This is a genomic window from Synechococcus sp. MIT S9452 (genome assembly GCF_047304245.1).
Taxonomy (GTDB): Bacteria; Cyanobacteriota; Cyanobacteriia; order PCC-6307; family Cyanobiaceae; genus RCC307.
Genome location: NZ_CP138956.1, coordinates 1710298 through 1729223, shown reverse-complemented (window position 1 = coordinate 1729223; position 18926 = coordinate 1710298). Strand labels below are relative to the sequence as shown.

The window sequence follows — 18926 nt, the reverse complement described above, 5'->3', positions numbered from 1 at the left end:
GCGGGAATGCTCAAGTTCCATTCCCCCTAGGGTTGAAGGGCTGCTTGAGCGCCTCCGCCATGGCCCTGCAACGCCGGCAGTTTCTGCTCCTGTTAGGTGCTGCCGCCGGCGGTTTGAGCCTGCCCAGCCGGGCGAGCAGCGCACGTCAGCAAGCCCTGCCGCCCTTTAAGCCGGTGCGAACGCCGCTGCCGCTGCCCACCGATGGCCTCAGCCCCCAGCAGCAACGCCAGGCCTACCGGATGGTGCGCATCAACGATGCCCTCAGCCTCCCGGAGGGATATGAGCAAGAGCTCTTGGCCAGCTGGGGAGATCCTGTGGGAAGCAGCCGCTTTGGCTTCAACAACGACTTCCTCGCCTTTCGCCCCCTCAGCGCTGATGCCGCACTTCTAACGGTCAATTACGAATACATCAGCCCGCTTCCCTGGCGCCAAGGCTTCAGCGCCGTCACCGGACAACCCCTGCCCTACGACGCTGTCGTGGCGGCACTGGCCAGCAGTGGCGGCAAGCGCGATGTCTGGGGCGATGCCCCCGATGCCGAACTCCAAGCAAACATCACAACCGTGGCCACTGAAGCCATGCGCGATCAAGGCATTGGCGTGCTGCGGCTCAAGCGCGATGGCCAAGGCCACTGGCAGCGTGCAGCCGGCCCAGAAGATCGCCGCATTGATGGACTCGCCGGCCTCGATGAACCAGTGCAGCGCCTACGCAGCAGCGGCCCAGCCAGCTCGGTGTTCCGCTTGAGCGAGCGCCAGGGCTACGACGATGGCCTGGGTGATCGCATCATCGGCACCTTTGCCAACTGCGCCGGTGGCACCACCCCCTGGGGCACGGTGCTCAGCGCTGAAGAGAACTTCCAAAGCCAGGTTCCAGAAGCGGTCTACGCCGATGGCAGCGCCATGGCTCCCTCAGCAATGCCATTCCGCTGCCAGGAGAAGCGCCTCTACGGCCTGGGTAATCCATTTGGCCTAGCTGGCAACAAATACGGCTGGATGGTGGAGATTGATCCGGCCAATCCGAATGATCCCGGCACCAAACACACCAGCCTCGGCCGCTTCCGCCATGAGGCCGTTGCCGTGAAGGCCCGCGCCGGCGAACCACTGCACGTCTACTCCGGCTGCGATCGCCGCGGTGGCCACCTCTACCGCTTCCTCAGCGATGGCGTCGTCAGCAACCCCAGCGATCCAGCCAACAGCCGGCTCTTTGAGACAGGCACCCTTTATGGAGCCGTGTTCAATCCCGATGGCAGCGGCAGCTGGGTAGCGCTCACCGCTGGCACCCCGGTGAACCCACTGGCGGCCCCCGTGAAGGTGCCCCACAGCGACCGGAACCAAGCCGGCGCCGAAAGCCTCGATAGCCCCGCTGCCATTGCCGCCTACCGCCAGCGCTACCCCACCCTTGGCGATCTCTACAGAGGCGAAGGCGAAGCCCAACTCGGCGCTCTATTGATCGATGCCCATCTAGCCGCCAATGCCGCTGGCATCACTGCCACCGCCAGGCCGGAAGACACCGTGCTTGATCCAGCCAGCGGTGATCTGCTGGTGAGCTTCACCTCAGGGATGCCCGGCAGCGATGGCACGCCTGATCCGGCGATCTTCAAGGGCCCCCAAGATCAAAGCCCCTGGAATGAGGGCTGGATCATGCGCCTCAGCGAGCAGGGCAACAATCGCTTCCGCTGGCAGATGGTGGCCACCGGCGGTGAACCCACTGATGGCGGCCTGGGGTTTGCCAATCCCGACAACCTTGCGGTGGATCCCACAGGGGCACTGTGGATGGTGACCGACATCGGCACCGGCAGCCAAAACAACCCCGAATTCAATGGCGGCACCTTTGGCAATAACAGCTGCTGGGTGATCCCCAGCAGCGGGCCTCAAGCCGGCCAAGCCTTCTGCTTTGCCACCGGCCCAATGGAATGCGAGCTCACGGGGCTGGCCCTCACCCCAGAGGGTGAGCAGCTGTTTTTAGCCGTGCAGCATCCCGGCGAACGCCATGGCAGCCGCAACGACAATGCCGAGGAGGCGCGCCGCTTCCAACTGCAACTCAGCAATGGCGAATCACTCAGCCAGCAGCGCTGGGTACCGCTGGGCTCCAACTGGCCAAGCAACCGCAGTGGCGCGCTGCCCAAACCCAGCGTGGTGCTGATTCGCCGCCGCGACGGCCAGGCGCTGCTCAGCTAAGCCGCAGGGCTTCGGCTTGCTGCTTGGCCTGATCCAGCAGCTCCTTGAGATGGTCTTCGTCGGTGTGGCTGAGGTTGGTTTGCAGCAGCTGGGTGTGGCCAGCGTGGCGGCGCAATTTCTCAATCACCCGATCGGTGGTGGCTTCTTTGACCAGCAGGCAAAGGGCGGCCTTGCCGGGGCCAAGGGCCTCGCCCACCTCCTTGAGAAAGCCGTCATTGATGCCCAGATCCGTCATGGCGCCAGACGCTGCACCCACCCCAGCGCCCACCGCCGCACCCACCAGCGGGTTGAGAAACAGCAAGCCCACCAAGGTGCCCCAAAAACCACCACTCACCGCACCAGCGGCCGTGAGGTTGAGGGCTTGGCGCAGCTCCACCTTGCCTTCGCTGTGGTGCACCACCACCACGGCATCTTCGAGAGCAATCAGATGGTCTTGCTGCAAGCCCACCAGCTCGCGGCGCACCTCTTCGGCTTCGGCGGCATCGGGGTACCCGAGCACGATCAGCTGACCCATGAGCAACACAGCGTTGTCCCTTGAGCCTTTGGCCGCTGGGTTAAGCCCGCGTGATCAGCCCTAGCCCTGGCTGCGGCGCCGAGACGAACGGGGCAAGGGGCGCTGGTTGCTGGGCTGACGCCGCGGCGGCGCACTGTTTAAAGGATCAGGAGCAGGCTGGCGTGTGGGTTCCGGACGCTGCCAGCGGGGCAGGCTGAAGACATCGTCATCAGGCCACTCACTATCGGCATCACTCCAGCCCGGCACCGGATCGCTGGGGGCTGCGGAGCGTTGGCCGCGCCTGGAGATGGCATCGAGGGGCCGCCGGCGGGCATTGCTCGAGCTGCCAGAAAAGCTCGAGCGGGGCTGATTGCTGGCTGCTGCGTTGGCAGCCACCCCATCAACAAACTCGCGACCGCGATCGATCCAACCTTCGAGGCGCTCCTCCAGACCACCGTCGAAGAACCGATCCACCATCAACCATTCATCCGTTGAGGCACCTTAGGCAGGCGCGGCCGCAAGGTCGCCTCACGGCGCAGGCCTAGCCAGCTGATCACCCAGCCGCTCACCACCAAGCCCGCCAGAAATTCAGCCACTGCACACCTCCTGAGGCCGCTCAAAGCGCAGCAGAAAGCGCGCATCCCAGCGGCCGCCATTGTGCTGCTCGCAGCAGTACCGGCAGGCCAACCCCTGGCGCCGGCGCCGGTAGGCCGCCGTGCGACCGCAGACCGGACAAACAGCAATCCAGCCAGCCACAACCGCTGGCAAGGGATAGCTGTGGCGCAGGCTCACCTCAAAGTCCTGCTGGGCCCCATTGATCTGGGCCATGCGAGAGCGAAATTGAGGGCCATGCACCTCCTTAACCCGCTGCACCCGGTCCACCCAGGCATGGATCATTTCGTGGCAGAGCGTGCTGAGGGTGGCCTCAGGCGGCAACGGCGCCAGCACTGGCCGTGACAACACGATTTCGCAGATGCCTGGACCGCGCCGGTACAGGCCGGCGGTGCGGGTCATACGGCCATCACTCCAGCGCAATTTCAGCGCTGGCCGCCCGAGCTCTCCCAGGCAACCTGAGAAGTGCTCCCGGTCGAGCCGGTGGAACAACGGCGGTAGCGGCGCGAGGGGCATCGCAGCGATTGTGCGCGCAATCGTGGCCGCAGTCCTGCAGACTCGTGCCAGCCCAGCTGATGCCCCGCCCCTGCCATGGAAATGGATTGGTCACTCGCCCGTGATCTCGGCACCAAACTGCTGCTCGCTGGCGCCGGCGCGCTGCTGCTCTATTGGACCGTTAGCGCGGTGCGCCTGGTCATCAGCGCCCGAGGCATCAACCCACTGATCAAGCAGTTCTTCACCAAGGTGGCCTCCGGTCAAATCGACGGGGCCTACCTGCTCACCACCAAGACCTACCGGCAACACGTCAACCGCCAGCAGTTCATCCGCTTCCTGGCTGGTCTCAAGCTGAACAAGTACCGCAACCTGCGTTCCGGCCGCCCCCGCATCCAAGAGGGTCAGATCATGCTGACCGTGAAGCTCAAAAGCGAAGGCGGTGAGGAGCTGCCCTTGGACTTCACCTTCGTCAAAGCCGAGGACAACTGGCGCGTTGAGCGCATCAGCCCCGTCAGCGACTGAGCCCGCAAGCGATGGCGTCCACGGCCCAGCAGCAGCTGCGGGCTGCCGAACTGCGGCAGCTACTGAACCGGGCTGCCCACGCCTATTACGTGCTGGATGCCCCTGAATTTGAAGATGCCGTCTACGACCGGCTCTACCGGGAGTTGTTGGACCTTGAGCAGCAACACCCTGAGCTGCTGAGCGCTGACAGCCCCACCCAGCGGGTGGGCGGCCCGCCCGCTGAGGGGTTCAGCAGCGTTGAGCACCGCATCGGCATGCTCAGCCTTGATAACGCCTTCAACGCTGAAGAGTTGCAGGCCTGGGATGGACGCCTGGGGCGCCAGCTGGAGGACAACCCTGAGCGTCAGCGCGAGTACGTCTGCGAACTCAAGATCGATGGCAATGCCTTGGCCTTGAGCTACGCCGATGGGGTGCTGGTGCGCGCTGCCACCCGCGGTGATGGCAGCCGCGGTGAGGAGATCACCGCCAATGTGCGCACCATCCAAGCGGTGCCGCTGCGGTTGCAGCTCGAGCAGCCACCGGCCTGGGTGGAGGTGCGGGGCGAAGCCTTCATCCCCGACGACACCTTTGAAGCCATCAACGCCGAGCGCCAGCAGCGCGGCGAGGCCCTCTTTGCCAATCCCCGCAATGCCTGCGCGGGCACCCTGCGTCAGCTCGACCCGAAGGTGGTGGCCGCCAGACGGCTGGACTTCTTCGCTTACACCGTTCACCTACCAGCGGATGCCGCAGGACCCAAGAGTCAATGGGAGGCCCTGCAATGGCTGGAAACCGCGGGATTCCGCGTCAATCCCCACCGCGAGCGCGCCAGCGGAGCCAATGGGGTGGTGGCTTTCTATGACCGCTGGGAGGAGCAGCGCCATCAGTTGCCCTACGCCACCGATGGGGTGGTGGTGAAGCTCGATGCGCTCGAGCGTCAGCAGCTCGCTGGCTTCACGCAAAAGGCGCCGCGCTGGGCGATCGCCCTGAAATACGCCGCCGAAGAAGCGCCCAGCCGGCTGCTGCGCCTGGTGGCCCAGGTGGGCCGCACCGGGGTGGTGACGCCGGTGGCGGAATTTGAAGCCGTGCCGCTAGCCGGCACCAGCGTCAGCCGCGCCACCTTGCACAACGCTGATCGCCTCGAGGAACTCGATCTCCACAGCGGCGACACGATTGTGGTGCGCAAAGCCGGCGAGATCATCCCGGAAGTGCTGCGGGTGCTGCCTGAACTGAGGCCCGAGGGAGCCGAGCGGCTAGAGCTGCCGAGCCACTGCCCTGAATGTGGTTCGGTGCTGGTGCGCGAAAGCGGAGAAGCAGCTACCCGCTGCGTGAACAGCAGCTGCCCCGCGATCTTGCGCGGTGCCTTGCGCCATTGGGTGAGCCGTCAAGCGATGGATGTCGATGGCTTGGGAGGCAAGTTGATTGAGCAGCTCGTTGATCGCGGCTTGGTGCGCTCCATCGCCGACCTCTACAGGCTGGATGCAGCCCTGCTGGCCAGCCTCGAGCGCATGGGCGAGCAGTCCGCCAGCAACTTGATCGAAGCGCTGGCGGCTTCCCGGCAACGGCCATGGCACCGCTTGCTGTTTGCCTTGGGCATTCACCACATCGGCAGCGTGAATGCCAAAATATTGGCCACCGCCTTCCCCAGCTGGGAGGTGCTTCAAGGCGCCAGTGAAGAAGCGCTGAACGGGCTCTATGGCATTGGCCCCGAGATCAGCCAATGCATGCAGCAATGGTGCAGCACGGAAGCCAACCAACACCTGATGGCTCAGCTGGCTTCCTTGGACCTGCCGCTGGCCAGCGACGGCAACGGTGCTGAAGCCGAAGGTGGAGCAGGCCCTCTAACGGGTCAAACGCTGGTGCTCACAGGCACATTGCCCAGCCTCAGCCGCGTGCAAGCGCAAGCCATCATCGAGGCCGCTGGAGGCAAGGTGACAGGTTCGGTCAGCAAAAAAACCAACTACGTGGTGGCCGGCAGCGAAGCAGGCAGCAAATTGCAGAAAGCTGAAAAACTCGGTGTTGCCGTGATTGATGAAGCCGAATTGCAGCGACTCATCGGCCAGGCAGGCGATGCGAAATGAATCAACCCGCAGAGGCCATAGCCGCATTCAAGATTCGGAAACCAAACCAAATAACCACCGGGCCGACCGTGGCAACAGCCAGGGTGAGGACACGCACAAAACGGTTGTAAGTCACAAGCCATGTCCAGGAACTACTGCGCTTCAACGAGGTAAGCAGCAAATCCATGAACATCAACAACGTGACCACATAAGCCATCAAATAAAAGTAATCAAGTAGGATCGGATAACCAAGATCTGGAAGCCCTGAATAGGCACCTTGTTGCATAAAGACCAAGGAAACCAAGATTGTTGGCGGCACAGCCAACTTCACATCGGTGAAGCGATAAGGGATATAGCTTGATAGCACCAGAAGCAATAGAGCAAGCGAAACTGGAAACATCGAGCGCATCAATGTTGTGGAGAACTGCCTGCGCAGATCAAGTGTGATTCCTGCTACCGAACGGGGACCAACAGGCCCACCGAAGTAGCGGCTTTGCAACGCTCCAAGACGCTGCTTAAACCCACCCTCTTGCTTGGAGTTGGCGCGAACGTCAGCTTCAGCACGCTTAAAATGTTGCACCGCTTGCTGGGGAGATGCAGATGGGGTCAACAACACTTTCTTCAAGGAAGGGTCGTAAAGAGCCTCAATTGAGGGAGGCAGCGCTTGAACCTGATCAATTCGATATTGGCCAACAAAGAAATCAGGCCTTTCAAAGGCAAGGTCGGGCTTCAGCGATTGAAACTTCAACATGTATGACGGGAGAATCTTATGGCGCACCTGCAAGGGAATGCGCTGAATATCCAATGGATATTCCCGAAGATTCAAAGGAAAGCGAATATTTCCCGAGAAGTTATACTCAGAGACAAAAACAGTCTTATCGCCTTTTTGGATTTGCCTTAAAACTAAAGGGTCATAGGTGTAAAAATCATCTTTAACCAAATCAGGCATTTCCAAATCCTTCAACAGATCCTGCTCTTCATAGCCAGCAATGCGCGCAGCCTGGTAGCGATCCGTGGTAATAATTTGCTGCCCAAGTGATTCAGGTGACCAAACAGCCGACACCTTTCCAGATACAAACACCGTGCGACGAGCCAGATCAAGATCAGCCACCTTGTCAATCGTGAACTTCAACATCAGGTCGCGCTGAACAGGGGTAAATCCCTGAATTCCATTATCTAACGCAAACGCTTGCTCGAGATATTTCTCCGTGCCGCGATTCACCTCATAAACATGGGCTGCCGGAGCAGAATCGCGGGAGCCAAAATAAAAGGAAGCCTCGTAAAAAGACCAAACAACAGGAGTTAAAATGACAACAACAACAGCCCCAACTGCAACCAGAGGCAGAAATAAATCTAAGCGCAACAAACGATCGATAAAGCTGCGCAGCCAAGTAACAGGAGAACCCACGGCTTGAAACTAAAAATTGAATACTGCGCAGTTGACGCAATTACTCGATCACTTTATCATAAGTAAATTAATTCAATCAGCGCAAAGTTGTCCCGCAAACAAGTACCCAATCACTACGTGAGCGGCCACTACGGCGATCCTCCAGCGACATTGCCTCAGGACTACCTATTGGTCCTGATTCAAATCGGGCGACGCATGTGGAAAGACATTGGTGTCGTTTTGGTGCTCAGCTTTCTCATTGCCATTGCTCCGATTCCCAAAAGCTGGCTCTTGAGCGGTAAAGCAGTGTCGATTCTCGGCATTGCGGTCTCAATCTTCATCGGCTTTCGTAACACCGAAGCCATCAACCGCTGGTGGGAGGCAAGAAAATTGTGGGGCGAGCTGGTTAACCACAGTCGCTGCTGGAAAGACAATCTCTATACCTACATTGACGTCAAGGAAGCCAGGGCGAGCATCAAACGCCTGGTCAGGCTTCAAGTGGCGATGATTTGGCAAAACAACTTTGAATTGCGCAACTTCTGGCATCCATCAGACTCAGTTGTGCTGAAGCAAATTTGTGAGCAAATCAAGCTCAAGCCAGGAACCAGCGTGCGGCGCATGAGCGAAATTCGAGCGCTGGATATTCAGAAACTGCACCAAAAAGCCATCATTGATGATTGGGGCCGCAACCAACTCGTGCAAACTGCAGATGCCACGATGGTGGCCATTGGTGGATTGCAGCGCATTCGCAACACGCCAATCCCGCCTCCCTATGACGTATTTGTGCGACTTCTGACGTGGGTTTTTGGCTCCCAGCTGCTATTGGCTTTCAAGCACGACAACTCGTTGGCAACTGGAATCGCCTTGATGATTGGATTTCTATTTGCTGAGCGAATTGGCGCTTATATCGAAGGCCCATTCGATCAAGATGGCAGCAGCTTCTCCATGCCCCAAAATGTCATCTGCATGACGATCACCGAAGACCTGCTACCGGAAGAATTTGAGCATCGCTTCAGCTTCAGTAGCCATCGCCCGATTCAGTGGGATTAAGACCAACTAAGTGGTGGCCGGCAGTAAAGCAGGCAGCAAATTGCAGAAAGCCGAAAAGCTCGGCGTGGCCATCATCGACGAGTCGGCATTGCAAGACCTGATCAACCCATGAGCCGCCCTGCTATTCACCGCTGGATCAAAACCGACTGCGGCCGTGCCAAGTACGCCGAGTTAGCAACTCGAGAAGGCATCACCGCCAAGCTGAGGCTGGGTTGGTTTGTGCTGATCGCCTCTCTGCGCGATCTTCCGATCAAGAACCAAGAGAGCACCTGAGTGATCAGGCTGCACTGACCGAATACGTCTGGCCCACCCCCTAATCAGCCTCTGAAGCATCGCTCTGCAAAGCCCGCTGAGCCGCACGCCCCACGAGCCAGACCACAGCGAAGGTGGCGAGCACACCCACGATCCGCAACGCCCAGGTGACGCCATCGGCCTCGCCAGAGAGCACCTCGCCAAAGCGGGCCACATCCCCAGCCAATGCACCAAGGGCGCAGAACAGCACCGTGCCGGGGAGAATCCCGATCAAGCCAAGGCTGTAGTCGCGCAGCGACACAGCACTGAGCCCATAGGCCAAGTTCAACAGGCTGAAAGGAAAAGCCGGCGAGAGCCGAGTGAGCAATACCAAGCGCAACCCTTCACGGCTCACGGCCGTTTCAATCGCCTGCAGCCGCGGCCAGCGGGCCAGCCGCTGGCTAGCCCAATCGCGCAGCCAATGGCGGCCCAGCAAAAACGTGGCCACCGCGCCGAAGCAGGCCCCAAAAAACACCAAGGCACTGCCGCCCCAGGTGCCATAGAGCACCCCAGCCAACATCGATGCCCACACCCCTGGAAGCAGCAGCGTCACCCACAGGGCATAGAGCGGCACAAACAACACAGCCCCAAGGGGGCTGCGCAGCAGCTCCAACACCGTGTCCAGCGCGGGGATCAGCTCGGCCATCGCCAGAACCGCCAACACAGAAGATGCCGCCATGGTGACCGGTTCTGCAGTGAGGCGCGTTCCGCAGCCGGCTGGATAGGACAGCCGGAATTAACTTGCATTAATCAATAAGATTGTTGAGACTGGCGGGCTTGTTACCGGACCCCGCCGGATGTCGCAGCCGCTCTTTGGCGAACTGGATCTGTTGCACAGCAACCAGGGTGTGCTGATTGGTACCGCCGGCTTGGTGGTCCTGTGGATCACGCTCACGCTGCTGGAGCGCCGCGGCCGCCGGGTGGGTGCCCTGGTCTCCCGCACGGTGAAGCGCCCGCTCACCCTGGGCCTGGCTGTTGCGCTCTACGCCGGCTGGATCACGCAGCTGTTGGAGCCGGCCACTAGCAAGCTCAATGGCCTGGCCAGCGCGCGGCTGTCGGCCAGCTTGATGATCGTGGCCATCAGCTGGGCCGCCATTCGCCTGGGCCATGCCGTGCTGCGCTCGCGCAGCTTTGAAGAGTGGCTGAAGGTGGAGGATCCAAAAGATGAGGCGATGTTGATCAGCCTCTTGGACCGGCTTTATGTGATTGGCGTGCTGGTGGTAGCCAGCGCTGCGCTGATGGTCACCTTTGGGGTGTCCACCACCGCCGTGGCCACGCTGCTGGGCGGCGCGGGCATCGGCATCGGCTTTGGCACCCAACACATCTCCCAGAACTTCCTCTCAGGATTCATGTTGTTTTTCAATCGTCCCTTCAAAGAAGGCGATTGGATCAGCACCACCGGCCTGGAGGGCACGGTTGAGAGCATCGGTTGGTATCACACGCGTTTGCGCACCTTTGATCGCCGCCCGCTTTACATCCCCAATGCGGTGTTTGCCACCAACCCGATCGAGAACCCGGGGCAGATGTACAACCGCCGCATCAAAACCAGCCTGAGCCTTCGCTACGAAGACATCACCCGGGTTCAAGACGTCACCGAGCAGATCCGCACGATGCTGGAAAACCATCCCGAGATAGACCAGAGCCAAACGATTCTGGTGAACTTCAACGAGTGGGATAGCTCGTCGGTAAACGTGATGATCTACTGCTTCACCCACACCACCGTGTGGAAGGAATGGCTGGATGTGCAGCAGCAGGTGTTCCTCGATATCGCCGAGATCGTCAAAGGCGCAGGCGCTGATTTCGCCTTCCCCGCCACCACCTTCTACCCAGCACCCCAACTGCCGGAGGACAACGCCATCCGCAAGCTCAACGTGGCTTGATCAGCTCAGATCAGCCAAGCGTTTGCGGGCCAGTTGGGCTTGGGTTTCAGCCTCGGCCAAGTTGGCGCGGCACTCAGCCACCACAGCCGCTGGTGCCTTATCGGCGAAGTTGGGATTATCGAGCCGCTTTTGCAGCCCAGCGATCTCCTTCTCCGCCTTGGAGAGGTCTTTGGATAGGCGGCCTTTGAGGGCCTCAAGATCCACCAGGCCATCGATGGGGAGCAGTACCTGCAGCTCACCACTGACGCCAGCCAAGGCGCGGCCAGCTGGGGCATCCGCCAGCACCCCCACTGATTCAGCGCGGGTGAGGGCCGCGATATCAACGCTGGCGTGCCTCAGGCTTTCGGCCAAATCAGAGCGGGTGGTGATGAAGCGCACCGGCGCGGCCTGCGATGGCTTTAACCCGGCCACCGCGCGCAGGTTGCGCACCACGCGAATGGCTTCAAACAGCTCGGCAAAGGAGCGCTCGAGGGCCTCATCCAAGGCGGCTTCATTGAGCTCAGGCCAGCTCTGCAGCGCCAGATAAGTGGCGTCATCTGCGCCGGTGAGCGCGTGCCAGAGCTCTTCGCTGAGGTGGGGCATCAGCGGGTGCAACATCCGTTGCAACTCCTCCATCACTTGAGCCAGCACCTGCCGGGCCGTGCGCTGATCCGCCAAGGCCTCGGCGCTGGGGTTCTCGCCAGGGTTGAGCCTCCGCTTGCTGAGCTCTAGATACCAATCGCAAACCTCGTTCCAGGCGAACTCATAGAGGCCTTTGGCCGCTTCACCCAAGCCATAGCTGCTGTAGCGGGCGGCCGTCTCGCGGTTGACGCGAGCCAAGCGGGAGAGGATCCAGCGATCGGCCAGCTGCAGCGCTGCAGGGTCCGGCTTGCCAAGGCTCGCTGGGGTCTCGCCGCCCAAATTCATCAGGGCAAAGCGGGTGGCATTCCAGAGCTTGTTGGCGAAGTTGCGAGACGCCTCCACCGTGCCGGAGGTGTCGCTCTTGCGGTCGTAATCCAGGCGGATGTCTTGCCCGGCCCCGGCCACTTCGCGCACCAGGGCAAAGCGCAGGGCATCAGCTCCATAGCGATCAATCAGCAGCAATGGGTCGATGCCATTGCCGGCTGATTTGCTCATCTTGCGGTTGTTCTCATCGCGCACCAAGCCGTGGATGTAGACGTCGGCAAACGGCGTCTCGCCGGTAAATGCACCGGCCATCATCGTCATCCGGGCCACCCAGAAAAAGATGATGTCGAAGCCCGTCACCAGCAGGCTGGTGGGATACCAACGCTGCAGATCAGGCGCGTTCTGATCGGGCCAACCCAGGGTCGAGAAGGGCCACAGGCCGCTGGAAAACCAGGTGTCGAGGGCGTCTTCATCCTGCTCAATCTGGGCCTCAGCGCCGAACTGGGTGCGCGCTTTCTCCAGCGCCTCGGCTTGATTGCGCGCCACCACATAGGGCGTGGTGTCGGTGTAGCGGCCACCGCTTTCGCTGATCACAAACCAGGCCGGGATGCGATGGCCCCACCACAGCTGGCGGCTGATGCACCAATCGCGAATGTCGGTGAGCCAATCGCGGTAGACCTTGCTCCAACGCTCCGGCACGAACTGTGGCTTGGCTTGATCGAGGGCCTCACGGCAGCGGGCCGCTAACGGCTCAGCTTTGACAAACCACTGGGTGGAGAGCAACGGCTCCACCGGCACCTTGCCGCGATCGGAATAGGGAACGCTGTGGCGATGGGGCTCCACCTTCACCAGCAAGCCCTGCTCCTCCATCGCCGCCACGACGGCTTTACGCGCTTCAAAGCGATCCAAGCCGGCAAAGCGGCCGGCTTCACTGTTCATACTGCCGTCCTTGGCCATCACCGTGATCAACGGCAATCCATGGCGCTGGCCAATGGCGAAGTCGTTGGGGTCATGGGCGGGCGTCACCTTGACGCAACCGGTGCCGAACTCCGCATCAACGTGCTCATCGGCCACGATCGGAATCTGGCGCCCCACCAAGGGCAGTGTGAGGGTTTGGCCCACCAGAGCGCTATAGCGCCCATCGCTGGGGTTCACCGCCACACCGGTATCGCCCAGCATCGTTTCCGGGCGCGTGGTGGCGACTTCCAGATGGCCACTGCCATCGCTGAGGGGGTAGCGGAAATGCCAGAGGTGACCATCCACCTCTTTCATCTCCACTTCCAGATCACTCACGGCCGAGCCGGAAGCCGGGCACCAATTCACCAGGTATTCGCCCCGGTAAATCAGGCCTTGCTCATGCAGGCTGACGAAGGCTTCGATCACCGCCTGGCTGCAACCGGCATCGAGGGTGAAGCGCTCCCGCTGCCAATCCACCGAGAAACCAAGGCGGCGCAGCTGGCTAACGATGCGCCCGCCGCTTTCTCCCTTCCAGGCCCAGCAGCGCTCTAAAAATCCTTCGCGGCCCAGCTCCTCTTTGCTGCTGCCCTCAGCCTTGAGCTGTTTTTCCAGAATTGTCTGAACCGCAATCGAGGCGTGGTCCGTGCCCGGCAGACAGAGCACGTTTTTGCCCTGCATCCGCTGAAACCGAACAATCGTGTCGATCAGCGCCGTGTTGAAGGCATGGCCCATGTGCAGGCTGCCGGTCACGTTCGGTGGCGGCGTCACCAGCGAAAACGGTTCGCCAGGGGCCTCAGGATCTGGGTGAAACGCCCCTGACTCTTCCCAGGCCTGCTGCCAGCGCTCCTCAGTGGCCTGGGGGTCGTAGGTCTTGGCCAGTTCGATCACTGCAGCGGCGCGCGCGAAGCGGCCATGCTCGCAAAAAGCAGCTCAGGCTTCCGGGGCGCCGCGCCAAGGAATCGCCACCAACGCCTCCAGCTGCTGCCAGCTGCTCGGCTCGGCCAGCACCAGCTCCGTGAGCTTGACCTGCCCCAGAGCAGCTTGCACATCAGCTTCAGCCAAGGGCCGCGCTGGGCCCAGCGGCATCACCAGCACTTGTGCTTCTGCAGGATCGGCCATCACTTTGAGATCGAGATCGCCGAGTTCGCGCTCAAAAAACAAACGCCGCAAGCGGCCGGTCAACACTGGACCCAAAGCATGGGCAAAAGCTTCCAGCTCCTGCTGCTGAACGCCAGCGCCGCACTGCAAAGCCAACCAGATCAAAAACTTGGCCCAGCTTTCACGGGTCCACAGCGGCGGGAATTCCTCGCGCTGATGGCGCACCAATTCCTGCACTGCAAAGTGCAGCAGCGCCCCCTGCAGATCGTTATTGGATTGCGCTTCCACCACTGGCTAACCGCACCACAATCCATATCTCCTACCAGCTGATCAGAAGCGCGCCTGCCATGGACTGCACGACCCAACTGGGGATGCTGCGGGAGAGGCGCCAGCGGGGAGAAGCCCTGCTCGCCGGCCAACGGGTGGTGCTGTGCAGCCCAAGCTGGCCGCTGTTGGTCAGCCAATCCACCGCGCTGCAAGGGAGCGCCGATGTGGTGGCGGCCTGCACCACCGAAGCAGAAGCCGCCAGGCACGTGCAACAGCGCCGCCCGCAGCTGCTGATCAGCCACGACCAGCTGCAGCAGGGATCCGGGCTCCAGTTGGTGAGCCGCAGCAAGCAGATCCAACCGCAGCTGCAGACGCTTTTGATCGTGAGCCGGCCGCAGCATTTCCCATGGCAGCAAATGCTGAGCCTTGGCGTGGATGCTGCCTGCAGCAGCGAGCAACTGGGCCGTGGTGTGCTGCTGCGGGCCTTGGAACATCTCCAAGAGGAGGGCACCTGCTTTGTCGATCCAGCGTTGAAACAAGTGAATGCCCAGCGCCATCCCCACCTGTCCCCGAGGCAGCAAGAGGTGCTTGAAGGCCTGCAAAGCCAGCACTCCTTGGCGGAATTAGCTCACGAATTAGGCCTCGCCCACAGCACCTTGAAGGGCTATGTACGGGAGCTCTACGAGAAGTTGGAGGTACCCAGCCGCCATCTCGCTGTGCGCAAGGGCCGGCAATTGGGCCTGCTGCAGGCAGACTGAAGGTGTTGCACGCCTTCCCATGGCCCTCGACCTCAACGATCCCGATCTCGAGCTGTCTGATCTGCTGTTCGCTTATCAAACCTGGGTACTGGCGGTCCTCAACGACGAGAAGCTCAATCCAGAAGGAGAAAAGCTCGCCACCGACGAGATCTCAGAAGACGCCATGAACGCCTTGAGGTTCTTGCCGTCGGAGGTGACCTCCACGGTGGAAAGCACCTTGGCGTTGGCCTACGACGTGGATGCCGACGAGCTCACCAACTTGCTGTTCCCCGAAGGCTGATCAGCCAAGAACTGCATAGCCGCTGACCACGCCTGATCAGCGGCTTGGGGATCCCAGCGGGGGCCGTCATCACGCATGAACGTGTGATCGGCCTCAAAAAGCTTGCTGCGGTGATTGAGGCCGCTGGCCTCAAACGCTGCGAGCACCTGCTGCAACGCCTCAGGTGGCACGTGGGGATCGAGGCTGCCGAACACGGTGAACACCGAGGCTTGAATCTCGCTCAAACGCTCAAGCGTGTCGGCGCGATCAGCGCCCAACACCCCGTTCTGCAAACCGGTTGGGTAGCAGCAAACAGCAGCCTTGATGCGCTCATCCAAGGCCGCCCGCAAAGCCAGATGGCCGCCTAAGCAAAAGCCAAAGCTGATGAGCCGCTGGCCATCAACACTGCCTTGCTCGCCAAGCCAATCGAGAACGGCGCTGGCATCGGCGTCGTAGGCCGCAACAGGCGTGGCCTTGGCATCGGCATTGCCACGCAGACGGCCCACACCACCAGGCTCCATCACCGTGCCGGGCCGCTCCAACCGATGAAAGATCTCTGGTGCGGCTACCACGTAGCCGTATCCCGCCAAACGGTTCGCCAAGCGCAGCATCGGCTCACCGAGTTGGTAGATGTCGGAGAAGAACACCACCCCTGGATAGCAGCCTTCGGCTTTGGGCTGGGCAACATGCAGCCGCATCAGCGAGCCATCCACCATCAAGCCCTGCTGCTGCTGGGTGATCTGCACAGCTCTTACCCCTAGGTATCTGAACCCTAAAAACGATCGTTTGCAGCGTCAGGAGTTCACCGCGCAACGCCGTGGCTACCAAAGGTATGGAGTGCCGCATCAACCATGCTCAAACCCTTACTCACTGCTGGACTTCTGCTGGTTGCCACAGCCAGTTCGGCCTTGGCACAAGTTCCCGCCAGCCAAGTGCGAGCAGCCAACTTGGCCCGCATGGAAGCCGAGCGCCTCAACGGCGGCCTCAGCAACTACTTCACCGCTAGCTGCATGCACCGCTCAGGCGGTGGTGATTGCCTCGTCGAAGACAGCGCGAATGGCTACCTGTTCAATTTCCTCGGTGGTGCTCCGGGCTGGGAAGTGAATCAAAAACCGGCCACGGTGCAAACCAAGATCCTGATCGACCCTGAAGGCAACCGGGTCAAACAGGTCATCTACAACGGCGCCCCCCAATAGGAGCAGCACCCATGGCTTTTCTGCTCAAGGTCCGCTGGGAGATCAAGCCCGGCATGCAAAACCAGTTCTGCCAAAGCGAGAAAGCACTGGCTGAGGTGATGCTCAACCACCCTGGTGTGATCTGCTATCACGCCGATTACCCCGAGCCGAATCTGAGCGAATGGGTGGAGATCTACGCCAACGACGACACCTTTGCCTCCCACCTCGATGACCCCGGCGCCAGCAAACCCCTCGGTGAGCTGATTAACTGCTGCAGCAAGGTGTCGTGCCGTTGTTGGGGCGATCCCAACCCCGCCTCCAAAGAACGGCTCAAAGCCTTCGCCGCTGAGTACCAGAGCACTGGCAAGGGCTCCTTTGTGCTCAATCCCAACGCCGATCCCGCCTCACCGATCTGAATCAAACGGTGAAGGGTGGGAATTGGTGATGCCCGGTGCCGGGTTCGAACCAGCGACATCCTCTTTGTAAGAGAGGCGCTCTACCGCTGAGCTAACCGGGCGGTTTGACCATTGTGCCAACTGACTTGAGCCTGGATCCTGGGCTCAGCTGGAACCCCGCACCCTGGCTAGCGGCCGCCGCCACGATCAAGCCACCTGGGCCATCAGCTGGCTGCTGGGGCTGGTCATGGCGCTGCTGCTGGGTTGGCCCACAGGGCTCACGGCCGGGCTGGCTTTTCTGGTTGGTGGGCTGTGGCTCTCCCCCGATCTCGACACCCGCAGCCGCCCAAGTCAGCGCTGGGGATGGCTCAGCGGGCTGTGGTGGCCCTACCGCCGCCTGGTGCGCCATCGCGGCTGGATGTCCCACACCCCACTGCTGGGCAGCGCCAGCCGGCTGCTGCTGCTGCTGGGCTGGTTGCTGCTGGCCCTGGTTGGGCTGCAAACCATCGGCGGGCCAGGGCCGCTGTGGGGCATTCAACAAATCGAAACGCTGTGGCGGGCTTATCCACAGCAACTGATCACAGCCCTGGTGGCGATTGAAGCCAGCGCCTGGCTGCATCTGCTGCAGGATGGCGACCCGATGCCACCCCCGTTGCGCCGGTGACTGATCCCTCCCCCAGCAGCGCCGCCATCGACAAGTTGATGGCCGTGGTGGCCCAACTGCGCAACCCCAAAGGCGGCTGCCCCTGGGATTTGGCGCAAACCCATCAATCCCTGCTGCCCTACGTGCTGGAGGAGGCCCACGAGGTGGCCGATGCCCTGCGCACAGGTGATGACACAGAGCTCAGCGATGAACTCGGTGATCTGCTGCTGCAGGTGGTGCTGCATGCCCAGATCGCTGCCGAGCGGCAGGCCTTTGATTTGGCCCAGATCGCCGAAGGCATCAGCGCCAAGTTGGTGCGCCGCCATCCCCATGTCTTTGGCGGCGAAGCCCGCAGCTGGGAGGAGATCAAGGCTGAAGAGCGCGCCGCCCGCGGCCAGAGCGACGCCAGCCTCAGCGATCGCCTGCGCCGCAAAGTGCGCGGCTTGGGGCCCTTAGCTGGGGCCATGGCGATCTCCCGCAAAGCCGCCGCTGCTGGCTTCGAGTGGGACTCGATGGAGGGGGTCTGGGAGAAGGTGCATGAGGAGCTCGATGAGCTCAAAGAAGCGGTGGCCAGCGGCGATCAGGGCCACGCCGAAAGCGAGCTGGGCGATCTGCTGTTCACGCTGGTGAACGTGGCGCGCTGGTGTGAACTCAGCCCGCAGGAAGGCCTCAACGGCACCAACCAGCGCTTCCTGCAGCGCTTCGCCAAGGTGGAAGCCGCCCTCGGTGGCGACCTCTCCGGCCGCAACATCGAAGAACTCGAAGGCCTCTGGCAGCAGGCCAAAGCTGAGCTGCGCTCAGAGCAAAGTGACGGCGCCTGAGGCGATATCGAAATAACTGGGTTGGATCTTGAGCCGGCCTTCAGCGACGGCCTGCTGCAGCACCGCACTGCGCTCAGCGAGCTGGGCAGCGGCATACACCGCGTTGTGCTGAATCCCGCGAGGCAGGTCATCGCGCGGTTCCAAGGCCGCACGGATCGGCGTCACCAACTCCTCCAAAAGCGGCGTTAAGGGGTCTTTGCCCAAGGCTGCCGTCACGGCCCCGCAGCCGCTGTGGCCCATCACCAAGATCAGCGGCACCTGCAGCAGCTCAACGGCGTATTCCAGCGAGGCCACCCCTTCGTTGAAGGCGGTATTGCCAGCACTGCGCACACCAAATAATTCCCCCGCACCAGCGCAAAAAATCCACTCCACCGGAATGCGCGAATCGGCGCAGGTGAGCACGGCTGCCCAGGGGTGTTGGCCTTTGGCCAGGGCCTTGGGATCCACCTGGCAGTGTTCCCCCAGCAGAGCCTGCAGCACGGTCATCCGCAGCTGCGGGTCGTCTTCTTGGGCCGCCCGGCTCCAGGCCGCCGCAAAGCGGGCATTGCCCGTCTGCAAGGCCTTCAGTGGGTCGTCGTGGGGGCTGCACACATCCAGCCGCTCCAACAGCGAGGGAGCCGCAGCGCCGGCGATCGCCGGCTGCGGCCGCCAAGCCAACCCCAAACCTGCCAGTCCCAAGGTCTGCAAAAGCTGCCTGCGGCTGCTGCCCATCGAGGTCCCTCCTGACA

22 protein-coding genes and 1 tRNA gene are annotated in these 18926 nt (G+C 61.6%); 13 read left to right on the top strand and 10 right to left on the bottom strand.

Translation table 11 applies throughout. The features are described 5' to 3' along the window. Window positions 1-59 precede the first annotated feature (59 nt). Window positions 60-2174, top strand: coding sequence for a PhoX family protein (locus SIB46_RS09145; RefSeq protein WP_413295847.1), 2115 nt, complete (start codon window positions 60-62; stop codon window positions 2172-2174). Here the strand turns inward: SIB46_RS09145 and SIB46_RS09140 are convergent. From SIB46_RS09140 to SIB46_RS09130, 3 genes are all read right to left on the bottom strand, one after another. Continuing rightward, window positions 2167-2688 carry a DUF1269 domain-containing protein gene (locus SIB46_RS09140; protein WP_413295845.1) on the bottom strand — a complete coding sequence of 174 codons (522 nt, stop codon included), beginning with the start codon at window positions 2686-2688 and terminating at the stop codon, window positions 2167-2169. The two genes, SIB46_RS09145 and SIB46_RS09140, sit on opposite strands and share 8 nt — an antisense overlap. Window positions 2689-2748: 60 nt before the next feature. Next, window positions 2749-3144, bottom strand: coding sequence for a hypothetical protein (locus SIB46_RS09135; protein WP_413295843.1), 396 nt, complete (start codon window positions 3142-3144; stop codon window positions 2749-2751). Window positions 3145-3255: 111 nt separating this feature from the next. Continuing rightward, entirely contained in the window at window positions 3256-3795 is a 540-nt protein-coding gene (locus tag SIB46_RS09130) for a SprT family zinc-dependent metalloprotease (protein WP_413295841.1), read from the bottom strand. Between the two features lie 81 nt (window positions 3796-3876). On the opposite strand from SIB46_RS09130, the gene SIB46_RS09125 reads away from it, so the two are divergent. Beyond that, entirely contained in the window at window positions 3877-4296 is a 420-nt protein-coding gene (locus SIB46_RS09125) for a hypothetical protein (protein WP_413297756.1), read from the top strand. Between the two features lie 11 nt (window positions 4297-4307). Beyond that, entirely contained in the window at window positions 4308-6353 is a 2046-nt protein-coding gene (gene ligA, locus SIB46_RS09120) for an NAD-dependent DNA ligase LigA (protein ID WP_413295839.1), read from the top strand. A 1-nt stretch (window position 6354) separates the two neighbouring features. Here the strand turns inward: ligA and SIB46_RS09115 are convergent, their stop codons facing one another. Next, complete coding sequence (locus SIB46_RS09115) at window positions 6355-7740, bottom strand: hypothetical protein (protein ID WP_413295837.1); 1386 nt, start codon at window positions 7738-7740, stop codon at window positions 6355-6357. Between the two features lie 87 nt (window positions 7741-7827). Here SIB46_RS09115 and SIB46_RS09110 point away from each other — a divergent pair, with 87 nt between their 5' ends. The 3 genes from SIB46_RS09110 to SIB46_RS09100 are packed head-to-tail and all read left to right on the top strand — an operon-like array spanning window position 7828 to window position 9042. Next, complete coding sequence (locus SIB46_RS09110) at window positions 7828-8769, top strand: bestrophin family ion channel (RefSeq protein ID WP_413295835.1); 942 nt, start codon at window positions 7828-7830, stop codon at window positions 8767-8769. A gap of 13 nt (window positions 8770-8782) precedes the next feature. Further along, complete coding sequence (locus SIB46_RS09105) at window positions 8783-8881, top strand: DNA ligase (RefSeq protein ID WP_413295833.1); 99 nt, start codon at window positions 8783-8785, stop codon at window positions 8879-8881. Further along, window positions 8878-9042 carry a hypothetical protein gene (locus SIB46_RS09100; protein WP_413295831.1) on the top strand — a complete coding sequence of 55 codons (165 nt, stop codon included), beginning with the start codon at window positions 8878-8880 and terminating at the stop codon, window positions 9040-9042. Before SIB46_RS09105 ends, SIB46_RS09100 begins: the two co-directional genes overlap by 4 nt. A 40-nt stretch (window positions 9043-9082) precedes the next feature. On the opposite strand, the gene SIB46_RS09095 is transcribed toward SIB46_RS09100, so the two are convergent. After that, the gene (locus SIB46_RS09095; protein WP_413297755.1) at window positions 9083-9706 is read right to left on the bottom strand and encodes a TVP38/TMEM64 family protein; all 624 of its coding nucleotides are present in this window, start codon (window positions 9704-9706) and stop codon (window positions 9083-9085) included. A gap of 151 nt (window positions 9707-9857) precedes the next feature. On the opposite strand from SIB46_RS09095, the gene SIB46_RS09090 reads away from it, so the two are divergent. Continuing rightward, a complete protein-coding gene (locus SIB46_RS09090) occupies window positions 9858-10940 on the top strand; it encodes a mechanosensitive ion channel family protein (RefSeq protein ID WP_413295829.1) in 1083 nt (360 codons plus the stop codon). Here SIB46_RS09090 and SIB46_RS09085 read toward each other — a convergent pair whose 3' ends face one another. Together SIB46_RS09085 and SIB46_RS09080 are read right to left on the bottom strand one after the other, a co-directional pair. After that, complete coding sequence (locus SIB46_RS09085; protein ID WP_413295828.1) at window positions 10941-13670, bottom strand: valine--tRNA ligase; 2730 nt, start codon at window positions 13668-13670, stop codon at window positions 10941-10943. 42 nt (window positions 13671-13712) lie between these two features. Further along, window positions 13713-14171, bottom strand: a complete 459-nt coding sequence (locus tag SIB46_RS09080) for a protein phosphatase (RefSeq protein WP_413295827.1) — start codon at window positions 14169-14171, stop codon at window positions 13713-13715. Window positions 14172-14227: 56 nt separating this feature from the next. On the opposite strand from SIB46_RS09080, the gene SIB46_RS09075 reads away from it, so the two are divergent. Together SIB46_RS09075 and SIB46_RS09070 are read left to right on the top strand one after the other, a co-directional pair. After that, on the top strand, window positions 14228-14905 hold the full coding sequence (locus SIB46_RS09075; protein WP_413295826.1) for a LuxR C-terminal-related transcriptional regulator: 678 nt from the start codon (window positions 14228-14230) through the stop codon (window positions 14903-14905). 19 nt (window positions 14906-14924) lie between these two features. Then, the gene (locus tag SIB46_RS09070; protein WP_413295825.1) at window positions 14925-15185 is read left to right on the top strand and encodes a hypothetical protein; all 261 of its coding nucleotides are present in this window, start codon (window positions 14925-14927) and stop codon (window positions 15183-15185) included. Here SIB46_RS09070 and SIB46_RS09065 read toward each other — a convergent pair. Next, entirely contained in the window at window positions 15134-15910 is a 777-nt protein-coding gene (locus SIB46_RS09065; RefSeq protein ID WP_413295823.1) for a dienelactone hydrolase family protein, read from the bottom strand. The two genes, SIB46_RS09070 and SIB46_RS09065, sit on opposite strands and share 52 nt — an antisense overlap. Window positions 15911-16015: 105 nt before the next feature. Here SIB46_RS09065 and SIB46_RS09060 point away from each other — a divergent pair, with 105 nt between their 5' ends. Continuing rightward, window positions 16016-16360 carry a hypothetical protein gene (locus tag SIB46_RS09060; protein ID WP_413295822.1) on the top strand — a complete coding sequence of 115 codons (345 nt, stop codon included), beginning with the start codon at window positions 16016-16018 and terminating at the stop codon, window positions 16358-16360. A gap of 11 nt (window positions 16361-16371) precedes the next feature. Next, window positions 16372-16755: a putative quinol monooxygenase gene (locus SIB46_RS09055; protein ID WP_413295821.1), complete on the top strand. Its 384-nt coding sequence runs from the start codon at window positions 16372-16374 to the stop codon at window positions 16753-16755. A gap of 29 nt (window positions 16756-16784) precedes the next feature. Here SIB46_RS09055 and SIB46_RS09050 read toward each other — a convergent pair. Beyond that, window positions 16785-16856, bottom strand: a tRNA-Val gene (locus tag SIB46_RS09050). Between the two features lie 47 nt (window positions 16857-16903). On the opposite strand from SIB46_RS09050, the gene SIB46_RS09045 reads away from it, so the two are divergent. Then, window positions 16904-17398: a metal-binding protein gene (locus SIB46_RS09045; RefSeq protein WP_413297753.1), complete on the top strand. Its 495-nt coding sequence runs from the start codon at window positions 16904-16906 to the stop codon at window positions 17396-17398. Between the two features lie 38 nt (window positions 17399-17436). Continuing rightward, entirely contained in the window at window positions 17437-18198 is a 762-nt protein-coding gene (mazG, locus tag SIB46_RS09040) for a nucleoside triphosphate pyrophosphohydrolase (protein ID WP_413297752.1), read from the top strand. Here mazG and SIB46_RS09035 read toward each other — a convergent pair. After that, a complete protein-coding gene (locus tag SIB46_RS09035) occupies window positions 18175-18909 on the bottom strand; it encodes a carbonic anhydrase (protein WP_413295820.1) in 735 nt (244 codons plus the stop codon). The two genes, mazG and SIB46_RS09035, sit on opposite strands and share 24 nt — an antisense overlap. Window positions 18910-18926 lie beyond the last annotated feature (17 nt).

Bases quoted from the DNA above. Each gene is read 5' to 3' on its own strand.
- SIB46_RS09075 (WP_413295826.1), top strand. From the start codon at position 14,228: ATGGACTGCACGACCCAACTGGGGATGCTGCGGGAGAGGCGCCAGCGG.
- SIB46_RS09060 (WP_413295822.1), top strand. From the start codon at position 16,016: ATGCTCAAACCCTTACTCACTGCTGGACTTCTGCTGGTTGCCACAGCC.
- SIB46_RS09035 (WP_413295820.1), bottom strand. From the start codon at position 18,909: ATGGGCAGCAGCCGCAGGCAGCTTTTGCAGACCTTGGGACTGGCAGGT.
- SIB46_RS09130 (WP_413295841.1), bottom strand. From the start codon at position 3,795: ATGCCCCTCGCGCCGCTACCGCCGTTGTTCCACCGGCTCGACCGGGAG.
- SIB46_RS09100 (WP_413295831.1), top strand. From the start codon at position 8,878: ATGAGCCGCCCTGCTATTCACCGCTGGATCAAAACCGACTGCGGCCGT.
- SIB46_RS09145 (WP_413295847.1), top strand. From the start codon at position 60: ATGGCCCTGCAACGCCGGCAGTTTCTGCTCCTGTTAGGTGCTGCCGCC.
- SIB46_RS09135 (WP_413295843.1), bottom strand. From the start codon at position 3,144: ATGGTGGATCGGTTCTTCGACGGTGGTCTGGAGGAGCGCCTCGAAGGT.
- SIB46_RS09140 (WP_413295845.1), bottom strand. From the start codon at position 2,688: ATGGGTCAGCTGATCGTGCTCGGGTACCCCGATGCCGCCGAAGCCGAA.
- SIB46_RS09095 (WP_413297755.1), bottom strand. From the start codon at position 9,706: ATGGCCGAGCTGATCCCCGCGCTGGACACGGTGTTGGAGCTGCTGCGC.
- mazG (WP_413297752.1), top strand. From the start codon at position 17,437: ATGGCCGTGGTGGCCCAACTGCGCAACCCCAAAGGCGGCTGCCCCTGG.
- ligA (WP_413295839.1), top strand. From the start codon at position 4,308: ATGGCGTCCACGGCCCAGCAGCAGCTGCGGGCTGCCGAACTGCGGCAG.
- SIB46_RS09125 (WP_413297756.1), top strand. From the start codon at position 3,877: ATGGATTGGTCACTCGCCCGTGATCTCGGCACCAAACTGCTGCTCGCT.
- SIB46_RS09055 (WP_413295821.1), top strand. From the start codon at position 16,372: ATGGCTTTTCTGCTCAAGGTCCGCTGGGAGATCAAGCCCGGCATGCAA.
- SIB46_RS09070 (WP_413295825.1), top strand. From the start codon at position 14,925: ATGGCCCTCGACCTCAACGATCCCGATCTCGAGCTGTCTGATCTGCTG.
- SIB46_RS09090 (WP_413295829.1), top strand. From the start codon at position 9,858: ATGTCGCAGCCGCTCTTTGGCGAACTGGATCTGTTGCACAGCAACCAG.